General features: G+C 72.4%; 20 protein-coding genes. 11 read left to right on the top strand and 9 right to left on the bottom strand.

What is annotated here, in order from left to right; translation table 11 throughout:
- Positions 1-27 precede the first annotated feature (27 nt).
- Positions 28-363, bottom strand: a complete 336-nt coding sequence (locus ABZS58_RS31425; protein WP_354786857.1) for a hypothetical protein — start codon at positions 361-363, stop codon at positions 28-30.
- A complete protein-coding gene (locus tag ABZS58_RS31430; protein WP_354786858.1) occupies positions 360-1,052 on the bottom strand; it encodes a DUF4386 domain-containing protein in 693 nt (230 codons plus the stop codon). Before ABZS58_RS31430 ends, ABZS58_RS31425 begins: the two co-directional genes overlap by 4 nt.
- Positions 1,053-1,118: 66 nt before the next feature.
- On the opposite strand from ABZS58_RS31430, the gene ABZS58_RS31435 reads away from it, so the two are divergent.
- From ABZS58_RS31435 to ABZS58_RS31445, 3 genes are all read left to right on the top strand, one after another.
- Positions 1,119-1,784: a TetR/AcrR family transcriptional regulator C-terminal domain-containing protein gene (locus ABZS58_RS31435; protein WP_354786859.1), complete on the top strand. Its 666-nt coding sequence runs from the start codon at positions 1,119-1,121 to the stop codon at positions 1,782-1,784.
- 13 nt (positions 1,785-1,797) lie between these two features.
- A complete protein-coding gene (locus ABZS58_RS31440; RefSeq protein WP_354786860.1) occupies positions 1,798-2,847 on the top strand; it encodes an aldo/keto reductase in 1,050 nt (349 codons plus the stop codon).
- Positions 2,848-2,914: 67 nt separating this feature from the next.
- Complete coding sequence (locus tag ABZS58_RS31445) at positions 2,915-3,316, top strand: DUF6582 domain-containing protein (RefSeq protein ID WP_354786861.1); 402 nt, start codon at positions 2,915-2,917, stop codon at positions 3,314-3,316.
- A 54-nt stretch (positions 3,317-3,370) separates the two neighbouring features.
- Here the strand turns inward: ABZS58_RS31445 and ABZS58_RS31450 are convergent, their stop codons facing one another.
- Positions 3,371-6,001: a glycine-rich protein gene (locus tag ABZS58_RS31450; RefSeq protein ID WP_354786862.1), complete on the bottom strand. Its 2,631-nt coding sequence runs from the start codon at positions 5,999-6,001 to the stop codon at positions 3,371-3,373.
- A 251-nt stretch (positions 6,002-6,252) separates the two neighbouring features.
- Here ABZS58_RS31450 and ABZS58_RS31455 point away from each other — a divergent pair, with 251 nt between their 5' ends.
- A complete protein-coding gene (locus tag ABZS58_RS31455) occupies positions 6,253-7,119 on the top strand; it encodes an alpha/beta hydrolase (protein ID WP_354786863.1) in 867 nt (288 codons plus the stop codon).
- A 48-nt stretch (positions 7,120-7,167) separates the two neighbouring features.
- On the opposite strand, the gene ABZS58_RS31460 is transcribed toward ABZS58_RS31455, so the two are convergent.
- Together ABZS58_RS31460 and ABZS58_RS31465 are read right to left on the bottom strand one after the other, a co-directional pair.
- The gene (locus ABZS58_RS31460; RefSeq protein WP_354786864.1) at positions 7,168-7,572 is read right to left on the bottom strand and encodes a hypothetical protein; all 405 of its coding nucleotides are present in this window, start codon (positions 7,570-7,572) and stop codon (positions 7,168-7,170) included.
- A 74-nt stretch (positions 7,573-7,646) separates the two neighbouring features.
- Positions 7,647-9,260, bottom strand: a complete 1,614-nt coding sequence (locus ABZS58_RS31465; protein WP_354786865.1) for a CocE/NonD family hydrolase — start codon at positions 9,258-9,260, stop codon at positions 7,647-7,649.
- 132 nt (positions 9,261-9,392) lie between these two features.
- On the opposite strand from ABZS58_RS31465, the gene ABZS58_RS31470 reads away from it, so the two are divergent.
- Together ABZS58_RS31470 and ABZS58_RS31475 are read left to right on the top strand one after the other, a co-directional pair.
- On the top strand, positions 9,393-9,998 hold the full coding sequence (locus ABZS58_RS31470) for a helix-turn-helix domain-containing protein (protein WP_354786866.1): 606 nt from the start codon (positions 9,393-9,395) through the stop codon (positions 9,996-9,998).
- A gap of 123 nt (positions 9,999-10,121) precedes the next feature.
- Positions 10,122-11,057 carry a type II CAAX endopeptidase family protein gene (locus ABZS58_RS31475; protein WP_354786867.1) on the top strand — a complete coding sequence of 312 codons (936 nt, stop codon included), beginning with the start codon at positions 10,122-10,124 and terminating at the stop codon, positions 11,055-11,057.
- Positions 11,058-11,111: 54 nt separating this feature from the next.
- Here the strand turns inward: ABZS58_RS31475 and ABZS58_RS31480 are convergent, their stop codons facing one another.
- Positions 11,112-12,800 (bottom strand): condensation domain-containing protein, encoded by a 1,689-nt coding sequence (locus tag ABZS58_RS31480; RefSeq protein WP_354786868.1) that lies wholly within the window; start codon positions 12,798-12,800, stop codon positions 11,112-11,114.
- Positions 12,801-13,046: 246 nt separating this feature from the next.
- On the opposite strand from ABZS58_RS31480, the gene ABZS58_RS31485 reads away from it, so the two are divergent.
- Positions 13,047-14,405, top strand: a complete 1,359-nt coding sequence (locus tag ABZS58_RS31485; RefSeq protein WP_354786869.1) for an endo-1,4-beta-xylanase — start codon at positions 13,047-13,049, stop codon at positions 14,403-14,405.
- A 13-nt stretch (positions 14,406-14,418) separates the two neighbouring features.
- Positions 14,419-15,750, top strand: coding sequence for a PHB depolymerase family esterase (locus tag ABZS58_RS31490; protein WP_354786870.1), 1,332 nt, complete (start codon positions 14,419-14,421; stop codon positions 15,748-15,750).
- Positions 15,751-15,854: 104 nt separating this feature from the next.
- Here ABZS58_RS31490 and ABZS58_RS31495 read toward each other — a convergent pair whose 3' ends face one another.
- Both ABZS58_RS31495 and ABZS58_RS31500 read right to left on the bottom strand, forming a co-directional pair.
- Positions 15,855-18,185 carry a glycoside hydrolase family 3 N-terminal domain-containing protein gene (locus tag ABZS58_RS31495; protein WP_354786871.1) on the bottom strand — a complete coding sequence of 777 codons (2,331 nt, stop codon included), beginning with the start codon at positions 18,183-18,185 and terminating at the stop codon, positions 15,855-15,857.
- Between the two features lie 98 nt (positions 18,186-18,283).
- The gene (locus ABZS58_RS31500; RefSeq protein ID WP_354786872.1) at positions 18,284-19,300 is read right to left on the bottom strand and encodes a LacI family DNA-binding transcriptional regulator; all 1,017 of its coding nucleotides are present in this window, start codon (positions 19,298-19,300) and stop codon (positions 18,284-18,286) included.
- Between the two features lie 119 nt (positions 19,301-19,419).
- On the opposite strand from ABZS58_RS31500, the gene ABZS58_RS31505 reads away from it, so the two are divergent.
- The 3 genes from ABZS58_RS31505 to ABZS58_RS31515 are packed head-to-tail and all read left to right on the top strand — an operon-like array spanning position 19,420 to position 22,542.
- On the top strand, positions 19,420-20,736 hold the full coding sequence (locus ABZS58_RS31505; protein ID WP_354786873.1) for an extracellular solute-binding protein: 1,317 nt from the start codon (positions 19,420-19,422) through the stop codon (positions 20,734-20,736).
- The gene (locus tag ABZS58_RS31510) at positions 20,733-21,710 is read left to right on the top strand and encodes a sugar ABC transporter permease (protein ID WP_354786874.1); all 978 of its coding nucleotides are present in this window, start codon (positions 20,733-20,735) and stop codon (positions 21,708-21,710) included. Before ABZS58_RS31505 ends, ABZS58_RS31510 begins: the two co-directional genes overlap by 4 nt.
- 4 nt (positions 21,711-21,714) lie before the next feature.
- Positions 21,715-22,542, top strand: a complete 828-nt coding sequence (locus ABZS58_RS31515) for a carbohydrate ABC transporter permease (protein ID WP_354786875.1) — start codon at positions 21,715-21,717, stop codon at positions 22,540-22,542.
- Between the two features lie 172 nt (positions 22,543-22,714).
- Here ABZS58_RS31515 and ABZS58_RS31520 read toward each other — a convergent pair whose 3' ends face one another.
- Positions 22,715-23,398, bottom strand: coding sequence for a TetR/AcrR family transcriptional regulator C-terminal domain-containing protein (locus tag ABZS58_RS31520; protein WP_354786876.1), 684 nt, complete (start codon positions 23,396-23,398; stop codon positions 22,715-22,717).
- Between the last annotated feature and the right edge of the window lie 85 nt (positions 23,399-23,483).

A 23,483-nucleotide genomic window follows, 5' to 3' on the forward strand; every position in this document is an offset into this window, starting at 1 on the left:
CCGGTGTACCGGCGGCGGCCGGTGCCATCAGGTCGGGATGCCGTGTCGCTGGGCGATCAGGTCCACGGCGTCCTTGGCCTCGCGCAGGCTCGCGCCGGTCGCGGCCCGCATCTCCTTGATGGCCTGGATCCTGCGGCCGGCGAGGAGCTCCCGCAGCACCGCGTCGGGCACCCGCGGCTCGGGCTCGCGGATGCCGAGGTGGTCCATGACCAGGTCCAGCTTCCGCTCGATCTCGGCCAGCCGGCGGGCGTGGTGGTCGGCGGCGGCCCGGCGCCCGCTACCGGCGACCAGCACCACGAGCACGAACGGCAGGAGCACGGCGAACGGCACGATCCATTCCATCGTGCCATTGAACACCGTCACGCCACGGCGGGCACCGCGGCGGCAGGGGTGGGGGCGGCCCGGCGGATGCCGCGGACGAGCAGGTAGCCGACCATCCACACCTCGCCGACGGTCGCGGGCACGACCAGGACGTCGGCGAGGACCGGCGCGCCGGGCAGCAGATACCCGGCGAACGCGGCCAGCACGTAGCCGCCCCCGCCGGTGATGAGGACCCAGCCGAGGGCGCGCGGCATCCGGCCCGACCGGATCGCGCACCAGCCCATCGGGATCAGCCACAGCCCGAAGAAGATGCCGCCGACGCTCCACAGCGCGCCGCTGACGAGATACAGCACCTGCACGTTCGCCGCGTTGTCGCCGACCGGGTCGCCGGCGAGGGTGACCGTCGTGCCCAGCAGTGCCGCGCTGACCAGGACGACGGCGGCGTTGACGGTGCCGAACACGGCGATCGCACCGGCGGCGAACTGGTCCGTGGACCGGAACAGGCGGTAGAACCACAGCGCCACGAGGGTCTGGGTGAGGACCGTGAGCAGCTCCACGGCGACGCCCGTGCGGGCGAGGGCGTCGTGGGCGACCAGATTCGCCAGGGTCGCGGGCGCGTCGCCGTCGACGAACAGCCGGGACCGCACGAACAGGAACCCGAGCCCGCCCGCGACGGCGAGACCGAGATAGAGCAGACCGGTGACACGGGCGGTGCGGACCAGCGGGTCCATGGGGTGCTCCTCAGCGACGGGCCAACCTTACCTCGTAAGGTAACCATACCTTGTAAGGTGACGGCAATGAGGAAAGCGCTCAGCCGGGAACGGGTCTTCGCCGCGGCCGTGACCCTGGCCGACGAACACGGCATCCAGGCGCTCACGATGCGCCGGCTCGCCGCCGACCTGGGCGTCGAGGCGATGTCGCTCTACTACCACCTGCCCGACAAGGAGACCCTGCTCGACGGCGTCGCCGACACCGTGGTCGCCGAGGTGGTGGCCGCCCTGCCGGAAGGCGGCGCGGCGGGGCCGTGGCGGGACGTCCTGCGCGGCCAGTTCCTCACCGCCCGCCGGGTGATGCTGCGCCACCCGTGGGCGCCAGGGCTCCTCGGCACCAGACGGACCATCCCGGCAAGCGTGTTCGGCTACTACGACCGGATCCTCGGCACCATGGTCGGCGCCGGGTTCAGCTACCGCATCGCGCACCGCGCGCTGCACGCCTTCGGCAGCATGCCGCTCGGCTTCGCGCAGGAGGTGTTCAGCCCCGCCGCCGCGGGCGGCAGCATGGACGCCGAAGCCACCGAGGCCGAGCTCGAGGCCCTCGCCGCCACCATGCCGCACCTGACCGCGATGGTCGCCGCCGAGGTCCACGCCGCGACCGACCCCACCCTCGGCTGGTGCGACGGCCAGGTCGAGTTCGAGTTCACCCTGGACCTGCTCCTGGACGGACTCGAACGGCTGCGGGGATAGGTATGGTGGCGGCGTGGAGTACCGCGCGCTCGGCAGGTCAGGTCTGATGGTCTCCGTCCTCACCATGGGGACGATGACGTTCGGCGGCAAGGGCGGCTTCGCGGCCGTCGGTGCCACCGACGTGACCGAGGCCCGCCGCCAGGTCGACATGTGCCTCGACGCCGGCGTCAACCTCATCGACACCGCCGACGTCTACTCCGCCGGCGAGTCCGAGCGGATCGTCGGCGAGGCCATCAAGGGCCGCCGCGACGACCTGCTCGTCGCCACGAAGGTGCGGATGCCGATGGGGCCCGGCCCCAACGACGCCGGCCTGTCCCGGCAGCACGTCATCGCCGGCTGCGAGGCGAGCCTGCGCCGTCTCGGCACCGACCACATCGACCTCTACCAGCTGCACGAATGGGACGGCGTCACCCCGCTGCAGGAGACGTTCGAGGCCCTCGACCTGCTGGTGCGCGCCGGGAAGGTCCGCTCCGTCGGCCTGTCCAACTACACCGGCTGGCAGCTGATGAAGGCGGTCGGCACCGCGATCCTGCACGGCCTGCCGCGCCCCGTCAGCCAGCAGATCTACTACTCGCTGCAGGCCCGCGACGCCGAGTATGAGCTGATCCCCGCCGCCGTCGACCAGCACCTCGGCGTCCTCGTGTGGAGCCCCCTCGCGGGCGGGCTGCTGTCCGGCAAGTACCGTCGCGGCGTCGCCGCCCCCGCCGGGTCCCGGCAGCTCAGCGACTGGGACGAGCCGCCGGTGCACGACCAGGAGCGGCTCTACGACACGGTGGAGGTCCTCGTCGAGATCGGCGCGGGGCACGGCGTGTCGGCGGCGCAGGTCGCCCTCGCCTACATCCTCGGCCGCCCGGCCGTCACGTCACTGGTGATCGGCGCCCGCACCAGCGAGCAGCTCGCCGACAACCTCGCCGCCGCCGACCTCGTCCTCACCGGCGAGGAACGCGAGCGGCTCGACGACGCGAGCGCGCTCAAGCTCCTCTACCCGTACTGGCACCAGGCGAAGACCGCCCGCGACCGGCTGTCCCCGGCCGACCTCACCCTCCTGGGCCCGCATCTGTGACAGGGCCCCGGGCGGGAGCCGGCGGCGGTGAACGCATGACCGGCCGATGACGGGGTACAGCGACCATATGGCCGCACGCAGACAGAGCAGGAACGAGCTGGACACCGACGACCGCGACGTGATGCCCGACAGCGCGTTCGCGTTCCCCCGGCTGCGCAAGGAACCGCTCAACGACGCGACGCACGTGCGCAACGCGATCGCCCGGTTCGACCAGGTCCGCGACGCGACCGACGCCGAGCGGACCGAGGCGTTCAAACGCATCGAACGCGCCGCGAAGCGCCACGGCGTCAACATGACCGAGACCAGCTGGCGCGAGCTCGGCAAGCCGTCGGCGAGGATGAAGTCGTCGGACAGGCCGAAGACGGGCGGGTCGCGCGACGAGCTGTACGCGGAGGCGAAGCGCCGCGACATCAAGGGCCGCTCGTCGATGACCAAGGTCCAGCTGCAGCGGGCGCTGAACAGCAGGTGACCTCGACCCCGCGCGGCTCCGGCCGAGCGGGCCGCGCAGGGTCGAAGGTGCCGGTCAGGCGGTCCCGAGGCGCCGCCGGCGTCGCGGGCCGCCGAACGCGATGAGTGTCGCACCGGTCGGGATCATCGTCGTGCCGACGAGGATCAGGTCGAGCAGCCCGAGCCCGGTGACGGCCAGGGCCGTGCCGAACACGAACGCCGAGTAGGTCGACTCGGCCACCTGACCGTAGGCGTCGGTCACCCGGTACCGGACCGCCTTCGCCTGGCCGGCGAACCCGGACACCGCGACGAAGCTGATGTGCCCGTTCGCCGGCTGCAGCACGTACGTGCCCTGGTTCGGGATCCGCACGACGATCGCCGGCTTGCCCTTGGCGTCCAGCAGCGTGATCGAGCCACCGGCCGGCACCGTCAGCGTCGCCGACTGCGTCTGGTCCGGCTGACCCGACGTCGTCTTGCTCGGCGGCGCCGGCGGGGCCGGGATCGTGACCAGCGGCGTGTACGTCGCCGTCGCCGTCTGCCCGTACGCGTCGGTGACCCGGTAGTCGACCGGCGGCAGCTGGCCGTGGAAGCCCAGGACCGGCGTGAAGACGACGGTCGCGGATCCCGGCGACGGCGACGGGTTCGGCACCGTGCCGGCCGCCGCGATGGAGGCGCCCGTGCCGGCCGCCGCGATGGAGGCGCCCGCGGCGACCGCGGCGCCGGCCGGGGCCGCGAGCTGCAGCGTGTACGTGCCCTTGTTCGGGAAGAACAGCGACGTGACCTGGTTGCCGTCGGCGTCGATCAGCGCGATGGTGCCCTTCGCCGGCACCGGCAGCGTCGCCGTCTGCGGCGTGACACCCTCACCGCTCGTGGTGCGGTCCGGCGCGGCCGGCGGCGGCGGGATGGTCACCGTCGCCGTGTAGGTCGCGTCGCCGTGCTGCCCGTAGCCGTCGGTGACCCGGTAGGTGGCGGCGGCGACGACCCCGATGTAGCCGGGGAACGGCGTGAACGTCAGCGTCCTGGCGGTCTCGTCGAAGCCGTAGGTGCCCTTGCCCTCCACGGTGAGCGTCGGGGTCACGGCGCCACCGGACACGTAGCCGACCTTGCCCGCCGCGGGCAGGTCCACGGCGACCGTCTGGATCACGGTGCCGAGGCCCGAGGTGGTCTTCGCCGCCGGGTTCGGCCCGGCCGGCTTCGTGACCGTCGGCGTGTACGTGGAGTCGCCGGTCAGGCCCGCGGCGTTCGTCAGCCGGTACGCGACGGGCGTCGCCGTGCCCTGGAACCCGGCGACGGGCGTGAACGTGATGACACCCGACGCCGGGTCCAGCACGTACGTGCCCTGCTGCGCGACCGTCACCCTCGTGCCCGGCAGGCCGGCGGTGCCGACCAGCGTGACCGTGTTGCCGGCCGGGACCGTCGCGGTCGCGCTCTGCGGCGCGGTGCCGACGCCGGTGCTGGTCAGTGCCGTGGGCTGCGGCCCGGTGCTGACCGGCGGCCCGGCCCCGACCGTCGGCGTGTACGTCGACTGCGCGTTGATCTCACCGACCTTCACCCGGTAGGTGACGGGCGTGGCGGTGCCGGAGTAGCCGTCGACCGGGGTGAACGTGATGACGCCCGTGCCCGAGTTCAGCACATAGGTGCCCTGCCCGGCGACCGTGACCGTGCCGACCTGCGCGTTCTCGGAGTTGAGCAGGAAGATCTGGCCCGAGGCGGGGATGGTCGCCGTGGCGCTCTGCGCCGTGTTGAAGGGGCCGGTCGACGTCAGCGGCGACGCGGTCGGCGGCGTGACCCACTGGATCACGACCTCGCCGTGCTGCTCGTGGTCGCCCTTGCCGGCGGTCTTCTGCGCCTGCCCGTCGGCGGCGGACTTCTCGTCGACCGCCGCGTAGATGTAGGCGCCGGAGACGCCGGTGGTGTGCTTGTATCCGGAGCCGCCGCCGCCGGAGCCCGCGAAGACGATGCTGGCGAAGCTCGCCTGGCAGTCGCCGCCGCCACCGCCGAAGTAGCCGCCGCCACCGCCGCCGCCGGGCTTGTAGCCGTCGCCGCCCGCGCCGCCGGCCAGCGACGCGCCGTCGTCGCCCTCCCCGCAGCCGTTGTTGCCGGCCGCGCCGGCGGTCATCTGCGTGCCACCGGCGCCGGCCGTGGCGCCACCGGCTCCGCCGCCGCCGCTGGAGCCGCCGCCCCCGCCGCCGTCGTTGGCGGTGTCGACCGCGGCGGCGCCGCCGCCACCGGCGATGAGCAGCGGGCCCACGCCGGACGAGGTGCGCCAGACCGCGGACATGCCGCCGCCGCTGCCGCCGTCGTCGTTGCCGTTCTCCTCGCGGCCGGTGCCGTGCTCCTGTGCCGCGCCCACGACGGCCATGCCGCCGCGGCCGCCGCCGCCGTAGGTGGGCACCGCGGAGTCCGGCTTGCCGCGCTCGCCGACGGTGATGGTGAGCACCTCGCCGGGCGTGACCGTGACGGTCCCGGTGGCCCAGCCGCCCCCGCCGCCCTTGCCCTCCAGCGAGTCGGCCCCGCCGGCGCCGAAGACGTCGACGTCGAGATAGGTGATGCCGGCCGGCACGGTGAACGTCTGGTCCGCCCCCGTGTACGCGAACCGCATGCAGTCGGTGTAGTTGACCGGGGTGCACGGCACCCCGGCCGCCGCGGCCGGAGCCTGGTGGAAGAACGGAACCATCACGCCGGTGAACGCGACGGTCACGGCCATGGCGGCCGTCCCCCGTCGTCTGCGAGTGCCTGCTGCCGCACCACTGCCGCGGCAGGCACCGAATGTCTGCTTCAACTGCTCTCCCCGTTGACCTGATACCAGAAATCACCTTAAACAGTGAAAAGATTCACCTAGGGGTTATTTCGGATATCAGGCGTACGGACGGGACGCGCCACGCCAGACGCCGTGTCCAGCGCCGGTACCTGTCGGACGGGCCCGTCCGGCAGGTACCGGGGCATAGGCTCGGTCGCATGGTGCAGACGCAGACACACACCCTCGCGCTGCCGGGGGCCGACCTGGTCTACGACGTCCGCGGGCCGCTGCCGCCCGCAGGCGGGCAGCCCGTGCTGTTCATGATCGGCCAGCCGATGACCGCGGACGGGTTCACCGTCCTCGCCGGGCACTTCGAGGACCGCACCGTCGTCACGTACGACCCGCGCGGGCTCGGCCGCAGCGTGCGCTCCGACGGCGGGACCGACAACACGCCGCAGCAGCAGGCGACGGACCTGCACGCGCTGATCGGCGCGCTCGGCGCGGGACCGGTCGACGTGTTCGCCAGCAGCGGCGGCGCCGTCACCGCCCTCGAACTGGTCGCCACGCACCCCGGCGACGTCGCCACCCTGGTGGCGCACGAGCCGCCGCTGAGCACCGTCCTGCCCGACGCGGCCGGCGCGGAGCGGGCCCGGGCCGGTTTCAATGACGCGTACGAGGCGAAGGGCTGGGGCGCCGGCATGGCGGCGTTCATCGCCATGACGTCGTGGCAGGGCGAGTTCACCGACGAGTACTTCGCGCAGCCGGCCCCGGACCCGGCGATGTTCGGGATGCCTGTCGAGGATGACGGGACCCGCGACGACCCGCTGCTGTCGAAGCGGTCGTGGGCGGTCACCGACTACCGGCCGGACGTCGCGGCCCTCGCCGCCGCGCCGACCCGGATCGTGGTCGCGGTGGGGGAGGAGTCGGCGGGGACCTACACGGCGCGGACCGCCGTCGCGACCGCCGCGCTGCTCGGCCAGGAGGCCACCGTGTTCCCCAGCCACCACGGCGGCTTCCTGGGCGGAGAGTTCGGCTACGCCGGCAAACCCGAGGAGTTCGCGGTCAAGCTGCGGTCCGTGCTCTGACGTGCCGTCTCCGCCGCCGCCCGGCGTTGTCCGCCGGGACCGGTGGCGTCAGATCTCGACGTCGATGTGCATGGTGCCGGTGCTGACGTCGCAGACCTGGGTGGCGCCGCCGGCCATGGTGAAGTCGACGTTGTAGGGGTGGTCGGTGCCGGAGCCGTCGGTGAGGGTCAGGTTGACGGTGCCGGTGCCGCCCGGCGTGTGCTGCGAGGAGACCATCTTCGTCTTCCACGGTCGCGGGTACGCGGCGAAACCGTCCCGCAGCTCGGCGGCGGTCGGCGGGGTCCCGGACGACGCGCACCAGTGCGACGCGGCGGTGGTGTAGTCGGCGCGTTCCAGCTCGCCGAAGAGCTGCTCGGCGGCGAGGCGGATGCGCTTGCCGTCGCCGTCGCTGAACGGCTCGGCGGCGCAGGCGGACAGCGCGAGGACCATGAGGACGAGGGCGAGCCGCTTCATGCCCGCCACGGTAGGCGCCGGCGGACGACCACACGGTCGCGCCGCCGACACCTGTCGTGCGTCGTGGATCACTGCTACCGCAGGGGCACGTCCACATAGGAGCCGCCGGCGACGGTGACGGAGCCGCCGAGGGTGTTCGCGTCGTAGTACAGCGGGTCGGTCGTGTCGACGACGAGGGTCAGCGAGTGCCCGGCCGGCACGTCGTACGCCGTCGCCGACAGGGACACGTCCACGCTGCGGCTCCCGGTCGCGGTGCCCTGCCACGACACGGGCGCGTGCGTGATGAGCTTCGCGTTGCCGGCGCCGTCCAGGTCGTACAGGTATGCCACGAGGGTGCCCTGGGCGGCGGTACCCGTGAGGTTCAGGTGCACCTTCGGCACGCCCCGGATCCGCTGGACGGTCGACGGCCGGTCGGAGGCCCAGACGCCGGCGCGGAGGCGGTCGACGGTCGGCAGCCAGATCTGCGGCAGGATGCCGGTGAGAGCCGCCGCGCCGTTGGTGAGCAGGACGACCCCGCCGTCGGCGGTGGTGTTCAGGTCGGACGGCAGGGTCTTGCTCCAGCCCGTGCTGGGGCTTCCCCCGAGCAGCCCGGTGCCGTCCCACCAGCGGATCTGGCCCAGGCCGTACCGGCGGACACTCCCGCTGAGCGAGGACCACGCGGCATAGCTCTCGCTCGCGGCGTTGTGCGGCTTGACGAGCACCGGCGGCTCCGAGCCGATCCCGGTGTCGACCCCGGCGAGGTACTGGTCGAACCATCGGTACGCGCTCGCCCACACCTCGTTCGGCAGGCCGATGACGCCGGTGAGCTCGGCGATCGCATGGTCGCCGGGGCGCAGTTCCAGGCGTTTCGGCCCGGCGAGGCGGCCGTAGAAGTCGACGAGCTGGTTCGGCGGGAAGATCGAGTCGCCCCACGAGTTCGCGATCAGGACGGCCGGCCGGTTGGCGTTGATGGCGTCGAGGTAGGTCGCCGCGGACCGTACACCCGCCCAGGCCATGATCTGTGGGATGTTGCGGTTGGCGTTGAAGTCGGCGAGCTTGCCGGACAGGTCGGGCCCGGCGTTGCCGAGCAGCCCCGCGGCGAGCTGCAGCAGCCCGGCCGACTGCTGGTGCCGGGTCTGGTCGCCGTAGAGCGAATAGACGAGGTCGGTCCAGCCGCTCATCATGACGACGGCGCGGATGCGGGGGTCGAAGGCCGACCCGAGGAGGCTGATGCCGGCACCGTACGAGATGCCGGCCGCGCCGATCCGGGAAGGGTCGGCGGCGGTGTTCGAAAGAGCCCAGTCGATGACGGCGGACAGGTCGGCCATGTCCTTCGGCCCGGCGGTGTCGATCTCGCCGCCGGAGGCCCACCAGCCGCGCGGCGTGTAGGACACGACGACGTAGCCGCGGCCCGCGAGGGTTCTCGCCTGGGCGATGTACTCGAGGTCGTTGAGCCCCCAGCTGGCGGGGAACACGATCGCCGGGTAGCGACCGGCGGCGGACGGGGCGATCACGTTGGCCTTGAGCACGACACCGCCGGAGCCGGCGATGTCCACGAACCGGAACCCGGTCGTGGGAACGGCGGAGGTCGCCGACGCGGCCGCCGGCACAGAGGCGGCGGTGGCGGGGGTGGCGGTGGCGGGGGCCGCCGCGGTGAGGGCGGCCGCGGCGAGCACGGACAGCAGGCGGACGGACAGGCGCTTCGCCATGCGCTCTCCTTCAGAGGGAACAGGGGTGGCGGGAGCGTAGAAGCGCGTACCGAGAATTTGAAGTTCATGACATTATCGTTACCAGCGGGTAACATGAGTCGCTGTCGTGGCTGCTTGGAGGTGGTCGGCCCCGTGCTGTACGGAGTCCAGACGCCGCGTCGCCGGGACGCGCAGCGCAACCGCTCGGCGATCCTGAAGGCGGCCACGGAGATGATGCTGGGCCGGCACTCCACCGTGCTCATGCCGGAGATCGCCCGCCGGGCCGGCGTCGGCCAGGCCACCCTCTACCGGCACTTCCCGGACCGGCAGGCGCTGACCGCCGCCGTCATCGCGCACGAGCTGGCGCGGCTGGAGGCCCTCGTCGCCGCGAACGCCGACCGTCCCGCCGCCTTCCGCGACCTCCTCGCCGAGCTGCTGCGCACCCAGATCGCGATGCGGCCGCTGGTGCTGCACGTGCGGCGCCTCGATCGGCAGACGCGGGACCGGTATCAGCAACGCATGATCACGACGCTCGCCGCGCCGCTGCGCCTGGCCCAGCAGGCCGGTCACGTCCGCGCCGACCTGGCCCCGTCCGATCTGGCGCTGCTGTGCACGATGGTCGAGGGCGTCGTGGAGACCGCCGACGCGGACGCCGCGATCCGCTCGATCGACCTCATGCTCGAAGGTGTGTGCCGTCCCGCAGCGCCCGCCACAGCCGCGGCGGCACCGGACGGGTCAGGAGCTCGGCGCTCGCCGTGACCTCGTCGAGGCGGGTCCGACACCCGGCGGCGGGTCCGCCCAGATGTCCTGAGCCGGCTCACCGTCGGCCCGGTCCGCCCCAGCGGGACCACGTCATCCGCTTGCATGCGTTAACTTTTGCGGGTGTACAGCAGCGTCCCTTACCACCGGCTGGCGCGCACCGCCTCGCACCGCTGGTGGCGGCCCGTGGTGGGCACCCTCGTCCTGGTGGTGTCCTGGTTCGTCGCGGTCGGCGTCGTGTACGCGTTCGCGGACGCCATCGGGATGGTCGTGGGCCGTCCGGTCGGCGCGGACGGCGTCAGCGACTGGGGCGACACCGGCGGCTTCGGGGTCGAGCTGCTGACGCTCGGCGCCCTGATCCCGTGCGTGGCGCTCGCCGCCTGGTGGGTGCAGCGCCGCCGCCCCGGGACGGTCTCGTCGGTGCAGGGCCGGCTGCGGCTGGGCTGGCTCGGCGTCTGCCTGATGGTGGCGGTGCCGGCGATGGCGCTGATCCTGGTGGCCGACACCGTCCTGTCCGTCCTGACGACCGGCCCCACGGAGGAGGTCTCGTCCGGTGGCGGCTGGGTCGGTGCGGGCCCGTTCGCAGCCGCCCTGCTGATGCTGCTCGTCCTTGTGCCGTTGCAGACCGCCGCCGAGGAGTACCTGTGCCGCGGCTGGCTCCTGCAGGCCGTCGGCGCGTTCGTCCGAGCCCCGTGGCTGCCGATCGGCGTCCAGGCGGTCGCCTTCGCCGCCATCCACGGCGCGGGCACCCCCTGGGGCTTCATCGACCTCATCCTCTTCGGCGCGGTGACCGGCTGGCTCGTGGTCCGCACCGGCGGCCTGGAGGCGGCGATCGCCCTGCACCTGGTCAACAACCTGGTCGCGATGGGCGCGTCCGCGGCGTTCGGGGAGCTCACCTCGTCCGCGAACGCCGCCGACGCGCAGTGGCAGATCCTCGCTGTCGACCTGGCGATGTTCCCGCTGTACGCCGCGGCGATCACCTGGCTGGCCCGCCGCCGCGACCTGGTCACCGCCGCCGCGGTTCCCGCTGCGCCGGACCCCGTCCTCGAGTCGGCCTGACCCGTCGCGTTTCCCGGCGCGGCCGGAGAGCCGGTTCCAGATCCGCATCGGGTGTCAGGCGCGGGTCAGGGCCGGCGCGACGGGGCGGCCGGTGCCCTCGGAAACGACGGGGGCCGCCCGCCAGGACAGCGGGTCGTCCACATCGGACGGAGGCCGCGCGCACAGGACGTAGTGGCGCGGGGTCATCGCCGCGTGGCGGCCGGGCAGGGCGGCCAGGCAGCGCTGGTGGGCCTCCTCCGCGGTGGCGGGGCCGCCCGGGACGACCGCGACGTAGGCCACGAGCGGCACACCGTCCACCGCGGTGAAGACCCGGCACGGTGCCGGGGCCAGCGCGAGGTCGAGCAGGGACTGGACCTCGGCGAGGTCGATCCAGCAGTGGTCGACGAGGAGCCAGCCCGGTGGGCGTTCGAGCGGGGGCAGGCCGAGCGCGGCGACGACGGCCGCGGGGGAGAGGTCGCCGTCCGCGGCGGTGACGATGAGCCGCTCCAGCGCGAGGAGCAGCGACGAGACCTCGGAGCGGTCCACGCGGCCGGTGTCGCCGCTCCACAGGCGGGCGACCAGGGCGCCGTCGACGCCGCCGAGGTCGAAGCGCAGCAGGATGTCGGTCGGCGGCATGTCGACCCACTGCGTCTCGGTCGCCGCGGCCGGAGCGGGGTTCCCCGAGGAGCCTGAGGAGTCCTGGGCGGCGGAAGGGGCGGTGTCCATGACGACGCTGTTGAAGACGGGCTCGAACGTCGGGGCGATGCCGCGCGACGCGGTGATCGGCGAGGAGCGCTCGTGCTGGCGGTAGACGTCGTAAGTGCCGTGCAGGCCGGCCTGCAGGACCGCGCCGAAGCAGCGGCCGACCAGGGTGTCGAAGGTGGCGCCGCCGGTGGGGACGGTCAGGAACGTCGACTGGGCCAGGGTACCGACGTATCGCAGCAGGTCGGACTCGAAACGGTTCGCCGACAGGGTGACGAACCGGCAGGTGTCGTCGCCGGTGCGGTGGGACAGCAGCGCGCAGAAGGCGGCGAGCACGATCGAGGGGCGGCTGGCGCCCGTGCGGGCCGCGATGTGCGACAGGGCCGCGGCGGCGGCTGGGGAGGACATGCCGCACGCGCCGGAGCCCCTCGCCGGTGCGGTGCGCGCCCTGACGTACGGGTGCGCGGGTGCGACCCGCAGCGAACGCTCCCAGTGCCGCAGCGACAGCTCCATGCGGCGGGCGCGGGCGGGTCGCGACTCCAGGGTGGCGCGGTCCAGCGGTTGCGGGCGGGGCGGCCCGGCGACGCGGGCGGCCGGGTCGCGGATCATCTCGGCGAACTCGGCGGCGAGGACGGCGAGGGCCTGGAAGTCCACGGCGATGTGGGAGCAGACGACGGCCGCGGCGACGACGGCTCCATTGTGGACACCGGCGCCGAACCGCACCGGCGGCGCCGCCGCGAGGTCGAAGGGCCGGGCGCGCAGCAGGGGGGTCAGGGACGGCCCGTCGGCGACGAGCAGTGGCAGGGATCCGGAGGCGAGGACCCGCTGCGAGCCGGGGTCGCCGAGCCGGTACGTGCTGCGCAGCCCCTCGTGCCGGCACAGCAGCACCTCGAAACACGCCGCGATGTCCGGCAGGGACACGCCCGGCGGGACGTCGAAGGACTGCGCCAGCACCGCCGCCGGCGCGTGCGGTGCGTCGAGGAGCCACTTCGCGATGTTGCGCTGCCCGATGGTGAGCGGCCCGGCCGCGTCCCGGTGCCCCTCGAACCGTAACCGCACCATTGTCATGGTCTCCCAACGAAAAGGCCGAGAACCGAAAGTCGCATCGTCATGAAAACAGGAAACCTCGGCGTCGATCAATGAAAGTTTCAGGATGAGTTTTTCGAAAATCGCCAGGTCGGTGGGTGTCATCAGGGCGGCACCGGCCACCCGCGGGAAATCCGGCCGCGGGTGGGTCTGGCAGTGCCGGAACTCGATGATGCTGAGCGGGTCCCCGCCGAACAATGTTTCGAAACGAAGGGCTGAACAATGGACAGGAATCGAAAGCGGGCGCTCGGCGCCGCCGGGGCGGGTGCCCTGGCCGTCGTGGTGGCGCTGGGTATCGCGTCGACCGCGGACGCCGCCGCGTCCACGCTCGGTGCGGCCGCCGCCGAGCAAGGGCGCTACTTCGGCACGGCGGTCGCGGCGTACAAGCTGAGCGACTCCGTGTACAGCGGCATCCTGGACCGCGAGTTCAACATGGTGACGCCGGAGAACGAGATGAAGTGGGACGCGACCGAGCCCACGCAGGGATCGTTCTCCTACGGGTCCGCGGACCAGATCGTGTCGCGGGCGCAGTCGCACAACCAGCGGGTCCGTGGGCACGCGCTCGCGTGGCACTCGCAGCAGCCGGGCTGGGCGCAGAACATGTCGGGCACGGCGCTGCGCAACGCGATGGTGAACCATGTGACGCAGGTGGCCACGCACTACAAGGGCAAGATCTACGCGTGGGACGTCGTCAACGAGGCGTTCGCCGACGGTGGCGGCGGCGGGCGGCGGGACTCGAACCTGCAGCGGACCGGCAACGACTGGATCGAGGTCGCGTTCCGCACCGCGCGGGCCGCGGACCCGGGCGCGAAGCTCTGCTACAACGACTACAACACCGACGGGCAGAACGCGAAGTCCAACGCCGTCTACGCGATGGTGCAGGACTTCAAGGCCCGCGGTGTGCCGATCGACTGCGTCGGCTTCCAGTCGCACTTCAACAGCGCCAGCCCCGTCCCGTCGGACTACCAGGCCAACCTGCAGCGCTTCGCGAACCTCGGCGTCGACGTGCAGATCACCGAGCTGGACATCGAGGGCTCCGGCACGACCCAGGCCAACAACTTCGCCGCCGTGACGCGGGCCTGCCTCGCCGTGACCCGCTGCACCGGCATCACCGTGTGGGGCATCCGGGACAGCGACTCGTGGCGGGCGTCGGGCACGCCGCTGCTGTTCGACGGCAACGGCAACAAGAAGGCCGCCTACACGAGCACCCTCGCGGCCCTCGGCGGCGGAACCCCGCCGAGCACGCCGCCGGTGAGCAGCAGCAGCTCGGCGCCGCCGAGCTCGCAGCCGCCGATCCCGTCGGGTGGCTGCACCGCGACCGTGTCGGTGAACCAGTGGCAGGGCGGGTTCGTCGCCACCGTCCGCGTCACCGCCGGCGCCGCCGGCACGAAGGGGTGGGCGGTCACGCTGCCGCTGCCGAGCGGTGCCACCCTCACCAACTCGTGGAACACGACCAGGTCCGGCAACACGTTCAGCAACGTCGCCTACAACGGGCAGATCAGCGCAGGGCAGTACACCGAGTTCGGCTTCCAGGCCACCGGCACCGCCGGGACGCTCAGCCCCACCTGCGCCGCGAGCTGAGGAGGACCAGCGGATGCGCCTGAGAAGAGCCATCACAGCGGCCGCGGCGGCCGCGGTCCTCGCCGTCGCCGGCATCACCCTGCTCGCGTCGCCGGCCGCCGCGGCGACGCTGACCGAGGTGACGAACTTCGGCACCAACCCGACGAACCTGCGCATGCACCTGTACGTGCCGAACACCGTCGCCGCCCGCCCGGCGGTCGTCGTGGCCGTGCACTACTGCACCGGCTCGGGGCCGGCGTTCTACTCCGGCACGGAGTTCGCGTCGCTCGCCGACCGCTACGGCTTCATCGTCGTCTATCCGTCGGCGACCCGCAGCGGCAACTGCTTCGACGTGTCGTCGCCGCAGGCGCTGCGGCGCGGCGGTGGCAGCGACCCCGTCGGGATCATGTCGATGGTGACGTACGTGCAGCAGCACAACAACGCGGACCCCAGCCGCGTGTTCGTCACCGGCGCGTCGTCCGGCGGCATGATGACCAACGTGCTGCTCGGCGACTACCCGGACGTGTTCAAGGCCGGTGCCGCGTTCATGGGGGTGCCGTTCGGCTGCTTCGCCACCACCGACGGCTCGTCGTGGAACAGCACCTGCTCCAGCGGGCAGCTGAACAAGACGCCGCAGCAGTGGGGTGACCTGGTCCGGGCCGCCTACCCGGGATACACCGGGCCGCGCCCGCGCATGCAGGTCTTCCACGGCACGACGGACACCACCCTCGCCTACCCGAACTTCGGCGAGGAGATCGAGCAGTGGACGAACGTGCTCGGGGTGAGCCAGACGCCGGTCCTCACCGACCAGCCGCAGGCCAACTGGACCCGCACCCGCTACGGCAACGCGGGCACCATGGCACCGGTCGAGGGGATCAGCATCGCCGGCGTCGGGCACAACCTCCCCCTGGCCGGACAGGCCGCGATGGTGATCGCGTTCTTCGGGCTGTCCGGCGGCACGAGTCCGACACCGCCGACCTCGTCGCCGCCGGCGTCACCGTCGAACCCGCCGTCGAACCCGCCGTCGAGTCCGTCGAACCCGCCGGCCGGTGGTTGCCGCGTGGCGTACACGGTGAATGCCTGGAACACGGGGCTCACCGCGGACGTCACGATCACCAACGGCGGCACCACGGCGGTCAACGGGTGGACCCTCGGGTTCACGCTCCCGTCGGGGCAGGCCGTCACGTCGGCGTGGAACGCGACCGTCGCACCCGCCTCGGGGGCGGTGACGGCGCGGAACGTGAGCTACAACGCGTCGATCCCGCCGGGCGGTTCGGCGTCGTTCGGGTTCCAGGCGAACCACTCCGGCAACACGGGCAAGCCGTCCGCGTTCACCCTGAACGGCAGCGCCTGCACGGCCGTCTGACCGCATGACGAAGGGCGGGACCCGGTGCGGGTCCCGCCCTTCCGCGTTGCCGGGTCCGAAGTGGACGACGGCGTGGCCCGGTCCGGCGCGGACGCCGGTGCGGCTCAGTCCGAGACGGACACCCGCGGGTGCAGGTGGCGGTCGTGGCCGACGACGCGGCGCGGGCCGGCGACGGGGATACGGACCGCGGCGTGGACGTCCGCACTGGACCGTGCGACGCGCAGCTCGACGTCGCCGGGCTCGACCAGGCGGTGCCCGTCGCGGCCCGTGTAGGACAGCAGGTCCGCGTGCAGCCCGAACGTGACCGTGCGGCACTGCCCCGGGGCGAGGTCCACGCGGGCCGCCGCGATCAGCTGCCGCTCCGGCCGGGCCACCTCGGCGACCGGGTCGTGCAGGTACACCTGGACGACGGTGCTCGTGGGGCGGTCGCCGTCGTTCGTGACCGGCAGCGAGACCTCCACGGTGCCGTCCGTCGGCCAGCCGCCCGCCGGCGCGGGTGCGACGTCGCCCCAGGTGGTCGTCGTGTACGACAGCCCGTGGCCGAACGGGAAGAGGGCGGTCGGGTCGACGGTGCTGACCCCGCTGCGCCGGGCGAGTGGTGCGGCGAGGTACGTCGACGGCTGGGCGGCGCCGGCGCCCGGGAAGCTCACCGGCAGCCGCCCCGACGGGTCGATCCGTCCACTGAGGACACCCTCGATGGCGGCGGCGCCCTCCTCGCCGGGGAAGAACCCGCACACGACGGCGGCGAGCCGGTCGACCTGCCGGGACAGCTCATACGGGCGCCCGACGAGCAGCACCAGCACGACCGGGGTCCCGGTGGCGAGGAGCGCCTCGAGGAGTTCCTCCTGCCTGCCCGGCAGCCGCAGGTCGCTCGCGTCGCAGCCCTCGCCGGAGGTGCCGCCGCCGAAGAGCCCCGACAGGTCGCCGAGCACCGCGACGCACACGTCGGCGGCCGCGGCGGCCCCGGCCGCGGCGGCGATGTCCGCGGCGGTCTGCGGGGAGTCGCCGGCGACGGGGCAGCCCTGCGCGTAGGTGACGTCGTAGCCGGCCCGCAACGCGTCGAGCACCGACGGGATCGGCACCCCGGCCGGGACGCCGGGGTGGTGGACGAGGACGTGCCGGGGAAACGAGTAGCAGCCGAGCATCGCCCCGGGCTCCGCGGCGCCGGGGCCGACGACGGCGAGCCGGGTGCCGGGCCGCAACGGCAGCGCGGCCTCGTTGCGCAGCAGCACGACGGAGCGCTCGGCGAGCTCCTTCGCGAGGGCCCGCTCCCGCGGCCCGTCGATGTCCACAGTGGACCCGTCGACGAAGGGCGGGTCGGGGTCCCAGTCCGGGTCGAGCAGGCCGAGGGCGCACTTCTGCAGCAGGATACGGGTGACGGCCCGGTCGATGAGGGCCTCGTCGATCTCGCCGGCCTCGACGGCGCCCAGCAGCGGCGCGCCGTAGCAGTTGGCGCCGGGCAGTTCGACGTCGATCCCGGCGCGCAGCGCGAGGGCGGCGGCGTCGGCGCGGGACCCGGCGACGCTGTGCAGCGTCTGCAGGAACGCGATCGCGAAGTAGTCGGACACGACGGTGCCGTCGAAGCGGAGCCGCCCGCGGAGCAGGTCGGTGAGCAGGGTGCCGTCGGCGGCGACGGGGACGCCGTCGACGTCGGTGTAGCTGTTCATGACGGAGCGGGCGCCGGCGCGCAACGCCATCTCGAACGGTGGCAGCAGCACGTCGGCGAGCTCGCGCGGCCCGACGGACACCGGCGCGAGGTTGCGCCCGGCGCGGGACGCGGAGTAGCCCGCGAAGTGTTTGAGGGTGGCGACGACCCCGGCGGACTCCAGGCCGCGCACGTACGCGGCGCCGATGGTGCCGACCAGGTGCGGGTCCTCGCCGATGGTCTCCTCGACGCGGCCCCAGCGCAGGTCCCGCACGACGTCCAGGACGGGGGCGAGGCCCTGCTGGATGCCGAGACGGTGCATGGTGCGGCCGATCTGGGCGCCCATCCGCTCGACGAGGGCCGGGTCAAAGCTGGCGCCCCACGACAGCGGCGCCGGGTAGATCGTCGCCTGCCACGCGGCCAGGCCGGTCAGGCACTCCTCGTGGACGATCGCCGGGATGCCGAAGCGGCCGGCGGCGACGATGTCGCGTTGCAGGCGGGCGACCCGCCGGGCGCCGTCGGCGGGCGCGATCGGGGTGGTGCCGTAGGCGCGGGTGATCTGGCCGAGGCCGTGGGGGATGAGGTCGCGCCAGTCGATCGGGTCCGGGGTCTGCTCGTGCTGGTGCGGGGCCACCTCCCCGGCGCTGTCGTCGACGTCGAGCCAGGCGCCGTACATCTGCGCGACCTTCTCGCGCAGGGTCATCCGGGTCATCAGGTCGGCCACGCGTGCGGACGCGGGCGCCGTGGTGTCCCGCCAGGTTCCGGCGGAGACGCCGCTGTCGAGTGTCACGCTCGGGCTCCAATGTTCGTGCAGGGTGGCACAGGGCGCCGCGTGCGGCGTTGCGCGCGGGCTCGGTCGTGAAACTTTCAGGGGCGAGGGAAACCGGGTCAGAGGGCGCGGGTCGAGTGCCGCACCACGAGCCGGGTCGGGAGCCGGACGTGGGTCGCGTCGACGTCCTCGCCGTGGATGAGCCTGATCAGCAGCTCGATCGCGCGGTGCCCCATAGCGTGGATCGGCTGCTCGACGGTGGTGAGGGCGGGGCTGGCGAGGGCCGCTTCGGGCACGTTGTCGAAGCCGACGACGGACAGGTCGTCGGGGACCCGCAGCCCCATCGACGCGGCGACCTCGACCGCGGCGATCGCGGAGACGTCGTTGGCGCCGAACACGGCGGTGGGCCGGTCCGGGCGGCCGAGCAGCAGCCGGGCCGCGGCCGCGGACGAGTCGGGGTCGTAGTCGCCGATCTCGATCAGCTCCGGGTCGACGGGCACGCCGGCGTCGCGCATCGCGTCGCGGAAGCCCTGCTCGCGCAGCCGGGACGACTCGAGGTCGGGCCGGCCGGTGATCATCGCGATGCGGCGGTGGCCGAGGTCGAGCAGGTGCTGGGTGCCGAGCCTGGCGCCGTTGAGGTTGTCGGAGTCGACGGTCGGCAGGCCGGACGGGCCGGCGTGCGGGTCGACGGCCACGACGGCGGTGCCCTGACCGACGTCATGGCCGATGTCGACCACGGTCGGGGTGACCAGGACGGCACCGTCGATGAGGGTGCCGGACAGCCGGGACAGATACCGCTGCTCCCAGCCCGCCTGGTCGCTGGTGCGCCCGCCGGCGGAGTAGACGACCAGCTCGTAGCCGGTGCCCTTGATCGCCTTCGCGGCGCCCTTGAGCAGCTCGGTGCTGAAGGGCTCCAGGTCGGCGACGAGGATGCCGATCACGTTGGTCTTGTGGTTGCGCAGGCTCTGCGCCACGAGGCTGGCCTCGTAACCCAGGTCCCGGATGACGGCCTGGACGTGCGCGCTGGTGGCGGCGGACACGCCGTAACGGGCGTTGAGCACCTTGGACACCGTCGCCACCGAGACGCCCGCAGTCGCGGCGACGTCCCGGATCGTGATTCGAGAGCTGGGCTTCACGAGGGCAGAGTAACTTCCGATAACGATATCAACAACGATTGACAAGCGTTGTTCCTGAGGCGGAGACTCTGCGGTCATCGAGGGCCGAGCCCTTCGGCTCGGCTCGCCCCCGTCAGGAGATGATCACTTTGAACGTCCGCCTGAGCACCCCACGGAGGCTGGCCACGATCGCCGTCGCATTGGCGATGGCCGTGCCCTCCCTGACCGCATGCGGCGACGACGACCCTGGATCGAGCGGCGACCCGAACGCCGCCACGACCTTGACCTGGTGGCACAACGCCGCCCAGGAGCCCGGCAAAGGCGTCTGGCAGTCAGTCGCCGACCAGTACCACAGTGAGCACCCCAACGTGTCGTTCAAGGTCGAACCGGCACAGAACGAGGCACTGAAGACGAAGATCTCGGTGGCGCTGCAGTCGCCGAACCCGCCGAGCATCTTCCAGCAGTGGGGCGGCGGCGCCCTGGCCACCCAGGTGGAGTCCGGCAAGATCCTGGACATCACCGACGCCACGTCGAGCTGGATCAAGGAGCTCGGCGCCGGCGCCACCGGCTGGCAGGTCGAGGGCAAGCAGTACGGCGTGCCCTTCGGCCTGCACGTCGTCGGCTTCTGGTACCGCACCGACCTCTTCGCGTCTGCCGGCATCACCGCCCCGCCGACCACGATGGAGGAGCTCAACGCCGCCGTCGTCAAGCTGAAGGCGAAGAACATCGCCCCGATCGCCATCGGCAGCAAGGACAAGTGGCCCGACGCGTTCTGGTGGTCCTACTTCGCGATCCGGGAGTGCTCCCTGGACACGGTGAAGAACACCGTGAAGAACCTCAAGATGGACGACCCGTGCTGGGTCAAGGCCGGTGAGGACCTCAAGGCGTTCCTGGACACCAAACCGTTCCAGGACGCGTTCCTCGGCACTCCCGCCCAGCAGGGCGCCGGCAGCTCCGCCGGGCTCGTCGCCAACGGCAAGGCCGCGATGGAGCTGCAGGGCGACTGGGAGCTGCCCACGATGATCCCGCTGACCGAGGACAAGGAGTTCGCGAAGAAGCTCGGCTGGTTCGCGTTCCCGACCGTCGCCGGCGGCAAGGGCACCCCCGGCACCGCGCTCGGCGGCGGTGACGGCTTCTCCTGCGCCGTCAAGGCCGGCCCCGCGTGCGCCGACTTCCTCAAGTACATCGCCAGCGCCCCCGTGCAGCAGAAGCTGGTGCAGTCGAACACGATCAGCCTGCCGGCGAACCCGGCGGCGATCTCCGCCATCCAGGACCCCTCGCTCAAGACCGTGCAGGAGTACCTGAACAAGGCCCCGTACATCCAGGTGTACTTCGACCAGGCGCTGCCCACCAGCGTCGGGCAGGCGCTCAACGACGCCATCGCCGACTTCTTCGCCGGCAAGGGCACCCCGCAGGGCATCGTCGACGCCTTCACCAAGGCGGTCGCGAACAAGTGACCGCTTCCGCAGTCACGGCACCACAAGGCAAGGCCGGCCGCGTTGACCCGCGGCCGGCCCGCCGGCCGGGCCCCTGGTCGAACCGCAGGGGCACCCGGCTGGAGCTCGCGCTGCTGCTGAGCCCGGCACTCGTGCTGTTCGTCGGGTTCGTGCTGCTGCCGATCGCGGTCGCCGTCTACTACAGCTTCTACAAATGGACCGGGTTCAGCCCGCGCACCCCGTACGGGCTGGGCAACTACCAGCGGGTCCTCGAGGACTCCGTGTTCCGCGCCGCCCTGCTGCACAACCTGATCATCGCCGGGCTGTCCGTGATCATCCAGCTGCCGCTGTCGATCGGCCTGGCGTTGCTGCTCAACCGGAAGATCCGCGGGCGGACCGTGCTGCGCCTGGTCGTCTTCGCGCCGTACGTGCTGTCCGAGGCCATCACCGCCGTCGTGTGGCTGCTCATGCTGCAACCCGACGGCCTCGTCGACCAGCTCTTCACCGCCGCCGGGCTCGGCGGGCTCACCCAGGACTGGCTCGCCGACGGCGACCTGGTGCTCTACACCCTCTTCGTCGTCATCACCTGGAAGTACATCGGCTTCGGCATCATCCTGCTCCTGGCGGGGCTGCAGGGTGTCCCCGCCGAACTGCGCGAGGCCGCCTCGACCGACGGCGCGTCCGCGTGGGAGACCACCCGGCACATCGTGCTGCCGCTGCTCGGCCCCACGATCCGGATCTGGATCTTCCTGTCCATCATCGGGTCGCTGCAGCTGTTCGACCTGGTCTGGATCATGACGCTCGGCGGGCCCGCCGGCGCGTCGACGACCATGGCGACCTACCTGCTCGACCACGGGTTCAGCCGCTACGAGTTCGGGTTCGGCAGCGCCGTCGCGGTCGTGCTCTTCGTCGTGTGCTTCATCTTCGCCCTCGTGTACCAGCGCTTCGCGCTGCGCCGCGACACCCTGGGCGCACTGACCGGGACCAAGAGGTGAGCGTGTGAACGGCCGCCGCACCGCCGCAATGAGCTTGACCTATCTCGTCGTCCTGCTGGTGGTCGGCGTGACGGTCGTGCCGTTGCTGTTCACGATCATCGGCGGGTTCCGGACCAACGCCCAGATCAACAACGACCCCGTCGGCTGGCCGGATCCGTGGAACCTCGGCAACTACGCCGACGTGCTCACCTCCGACGTGTTCTGGCAGGCGATGGGCAACAGCGCGCTCATCGCCGTCATCACCACCGGCCTCGCGGTCACCGTCGGCGCGATGGCCGCGTTCGCGCTGTCCCGCTACACGTTCAGCGGCCGGGAGTCGCTGTACACCCTGTTCACCCTCGGCCTGCTGTTCCCGCTCACCGCGGCGGCGCTGCCGCTGTACCTGCTGCTGCGCGAGCTGGACCTGCTGGAGAACCCGCTCGGGGTGGCGCTGCCGCAGGCCGCGTTCGCCCTGCCGATCACGATCGTCATCCTGCGCCCGTTCATGGCCGCGATCCCCGGCGAGCTCGAGGACGCGGCCGCGATGGACGGCGCCGGCCGGCTCGGGTTCTTCTGGCGGATCCTCATCCCGCTGAGCCGGCCCGCGCTGACGACCGTGGCCATCCTCGCGTTCGTCACCAGCTGGAACGCCTACCTGCTGCCGCTGCTGGTGCTCAGCGACCCGTCCAACTTCACGCTGCCGCTCGGCGTGGCCGCGTTCCAGTCGCAGTTCTCCCAGGACACCGCCCGCATCCTCGCCTACACGGCGGCGTCGATGATCCCCGCGATCGGCTTCTTCGTGTTCGCCGAACGGCACATCGTCGGCGGCCTCACGGGATCGGTCAAGGGCTGAGCCGCCGCGCCCCCGCCGGGGACCGATCGGCGCGGATCCCCGGCGAGGGCGCGGCCACCGCTCACAGCAGCGAGCGGACCGTGGACGCGCGGCCTCGGGACAGGGTCAGGCCGGCGCGGCCGTAGTTGTGGATGACGCGGGTCGCGCCGACCGGGGTGTCCTCCGTTCGCCATCACCGGGGCGTCCAGCCGCGCAGGCGGAGCCCCTCGATGCCGTCGAGGAGCAGGTCGAGCGAGAACTCGAACTCGAACTGATCGTCGCAGCCGCTGCCGACCACGGATGCCTCGTCGTGCGCGACCCTCGTCGTGATCTCGGTGATGTACGGGTACCGCCCGGCCATCTGACGGGCGATCTCGGCGTCCGGGGGCGGGGCGGACGGCGGCGCGCCGAACAGTTCCTGCGAGAAGCCGAGGATGCGGCTGCCCATGGCGTGCATGACGTGGTGGGTGAGGTCCACCGACAGGCCGCCGGTGCGGAACATGCCGATCATCGAGTCCATGTACGCCAGGACGACCGGCGTCGGCACGGTGCGGGACTCGATGACCCGCGACGCCCACGGGTGGTGCAGCAGGACCTGCCGCGCGGACAGGATCCGCTGCCGGACCGCGGTCCGCCAGTCACCGGCGGCGGCCGGCGGGTCGATCTCGCCGACGAGGACGTCGAGCATCCCGTCGAGGAGCTCCTCCTTGTTGGCGACGTGCTTGTACAGCGCCATCGGCACCACGCCCAGGGTCTGGGCGAGCTTGCGCATGCTGAGCGCGTCGATCCCGGTCGCGTCGGCGAGCGTGACCGCCGCGCGCAGGACGCGGTCCCTGGTCAGGGGAGCCCGGCGCACCTGCTGAGTCATCCCGATCACCGCCCTTCCGCAGCCGTCGACGATATCGCCCCTTGACTGGTGTACGTCGTACACCCTACCTTCGAGACAGCGGGTGTACGCCGTA

It is taken from the genome of Dactylosporangium sp. NPDC005555 (genome assembly GCF_040605635.1).
Lineage (GTDB): Bacteria > Actinomycetota > Actinomycetes > Mycobacteriales > Micromonosporaceae > Dactylosporangium.

Coding starts and splice junctions, on each gene's coding strand:
- ABZS58_RS31455 (WP_354786863.1), top strand. CDS start 6,253: ATGGTGCAGACGCAGACACACACCCTCGCGCTGCCGGGGGCCGACCTG.
- ABZS58_RS31465 (WP_354786865.1), bottom strand. CDS start 9,260: ATGGCGAAGCGCCTGTCCGTCCGCCTGCTGTCCGTGCTCGCCGCGGCC.
- ABZS58_RS31460 (WP_354786864.1), bottom strand. CDS start 7,572: ATGAAGCGGCTCGCCCTCGTCCTCATGGTCCTCGCGCTGTCCGCCTGC.
- ABZS58_RS31430 (WP_354786858.1), bottom strand. CDS start 1,052: ATGGACCCGCTGGTCCGCACCGCCCGTGTCACCGGTCTGCTCTATCTC.
- ABZS58_RS31445 (WP_354786861.1), top strand. CDS start 2,915: ATGGCCGCACGCAGACAGAGCAGGAACGAGCTGGACACCGACGACCGC.
- ABZS58_RS31485 (WP_354786869.1), top strand. CDS start 13,047: ATGGACAGGAATCGAAAGCGGGCGCTCGGCGCCGCCGGGGCGGGTGCC.
- ABZS58_RS31490 (WP_354786870.1), top strand. CDS start 14,419: ATGCGCCTGAGAAGAGCCATCACAGCGGCCGCGGCGGCCGCGGTCCTC.
- ABZS58_RS31435 (WP_354786859.1), top strand. CDS start 1,119: ATGAGGAAAGCGCTCAGCCGGGAACGGGTCTTCGCCGCGGCCGTGACC.
- ABZS58_RS31450 (WP_354786862.1), bottom strand. CDS start 6,001: ATGGCCGTGACCGTCGCGTTCACCGGCGTGATGGTTCCGTTCTTCCAC.
- ABZS58_RS31480 (WP_354786868.1), bottom strand. CDS start 12,800: ATGGTGCGGTTACGGTTCGAGGGGCACCGGGACGCGGCCGGGCCGCTC.
- ABZS58_RS31505 (WP_354786873.1), top strand. CDS start 19,420: ATGATCACTTTGAACGTCCGCCTGAGCACCCCACGGAGGCTGGCCACG.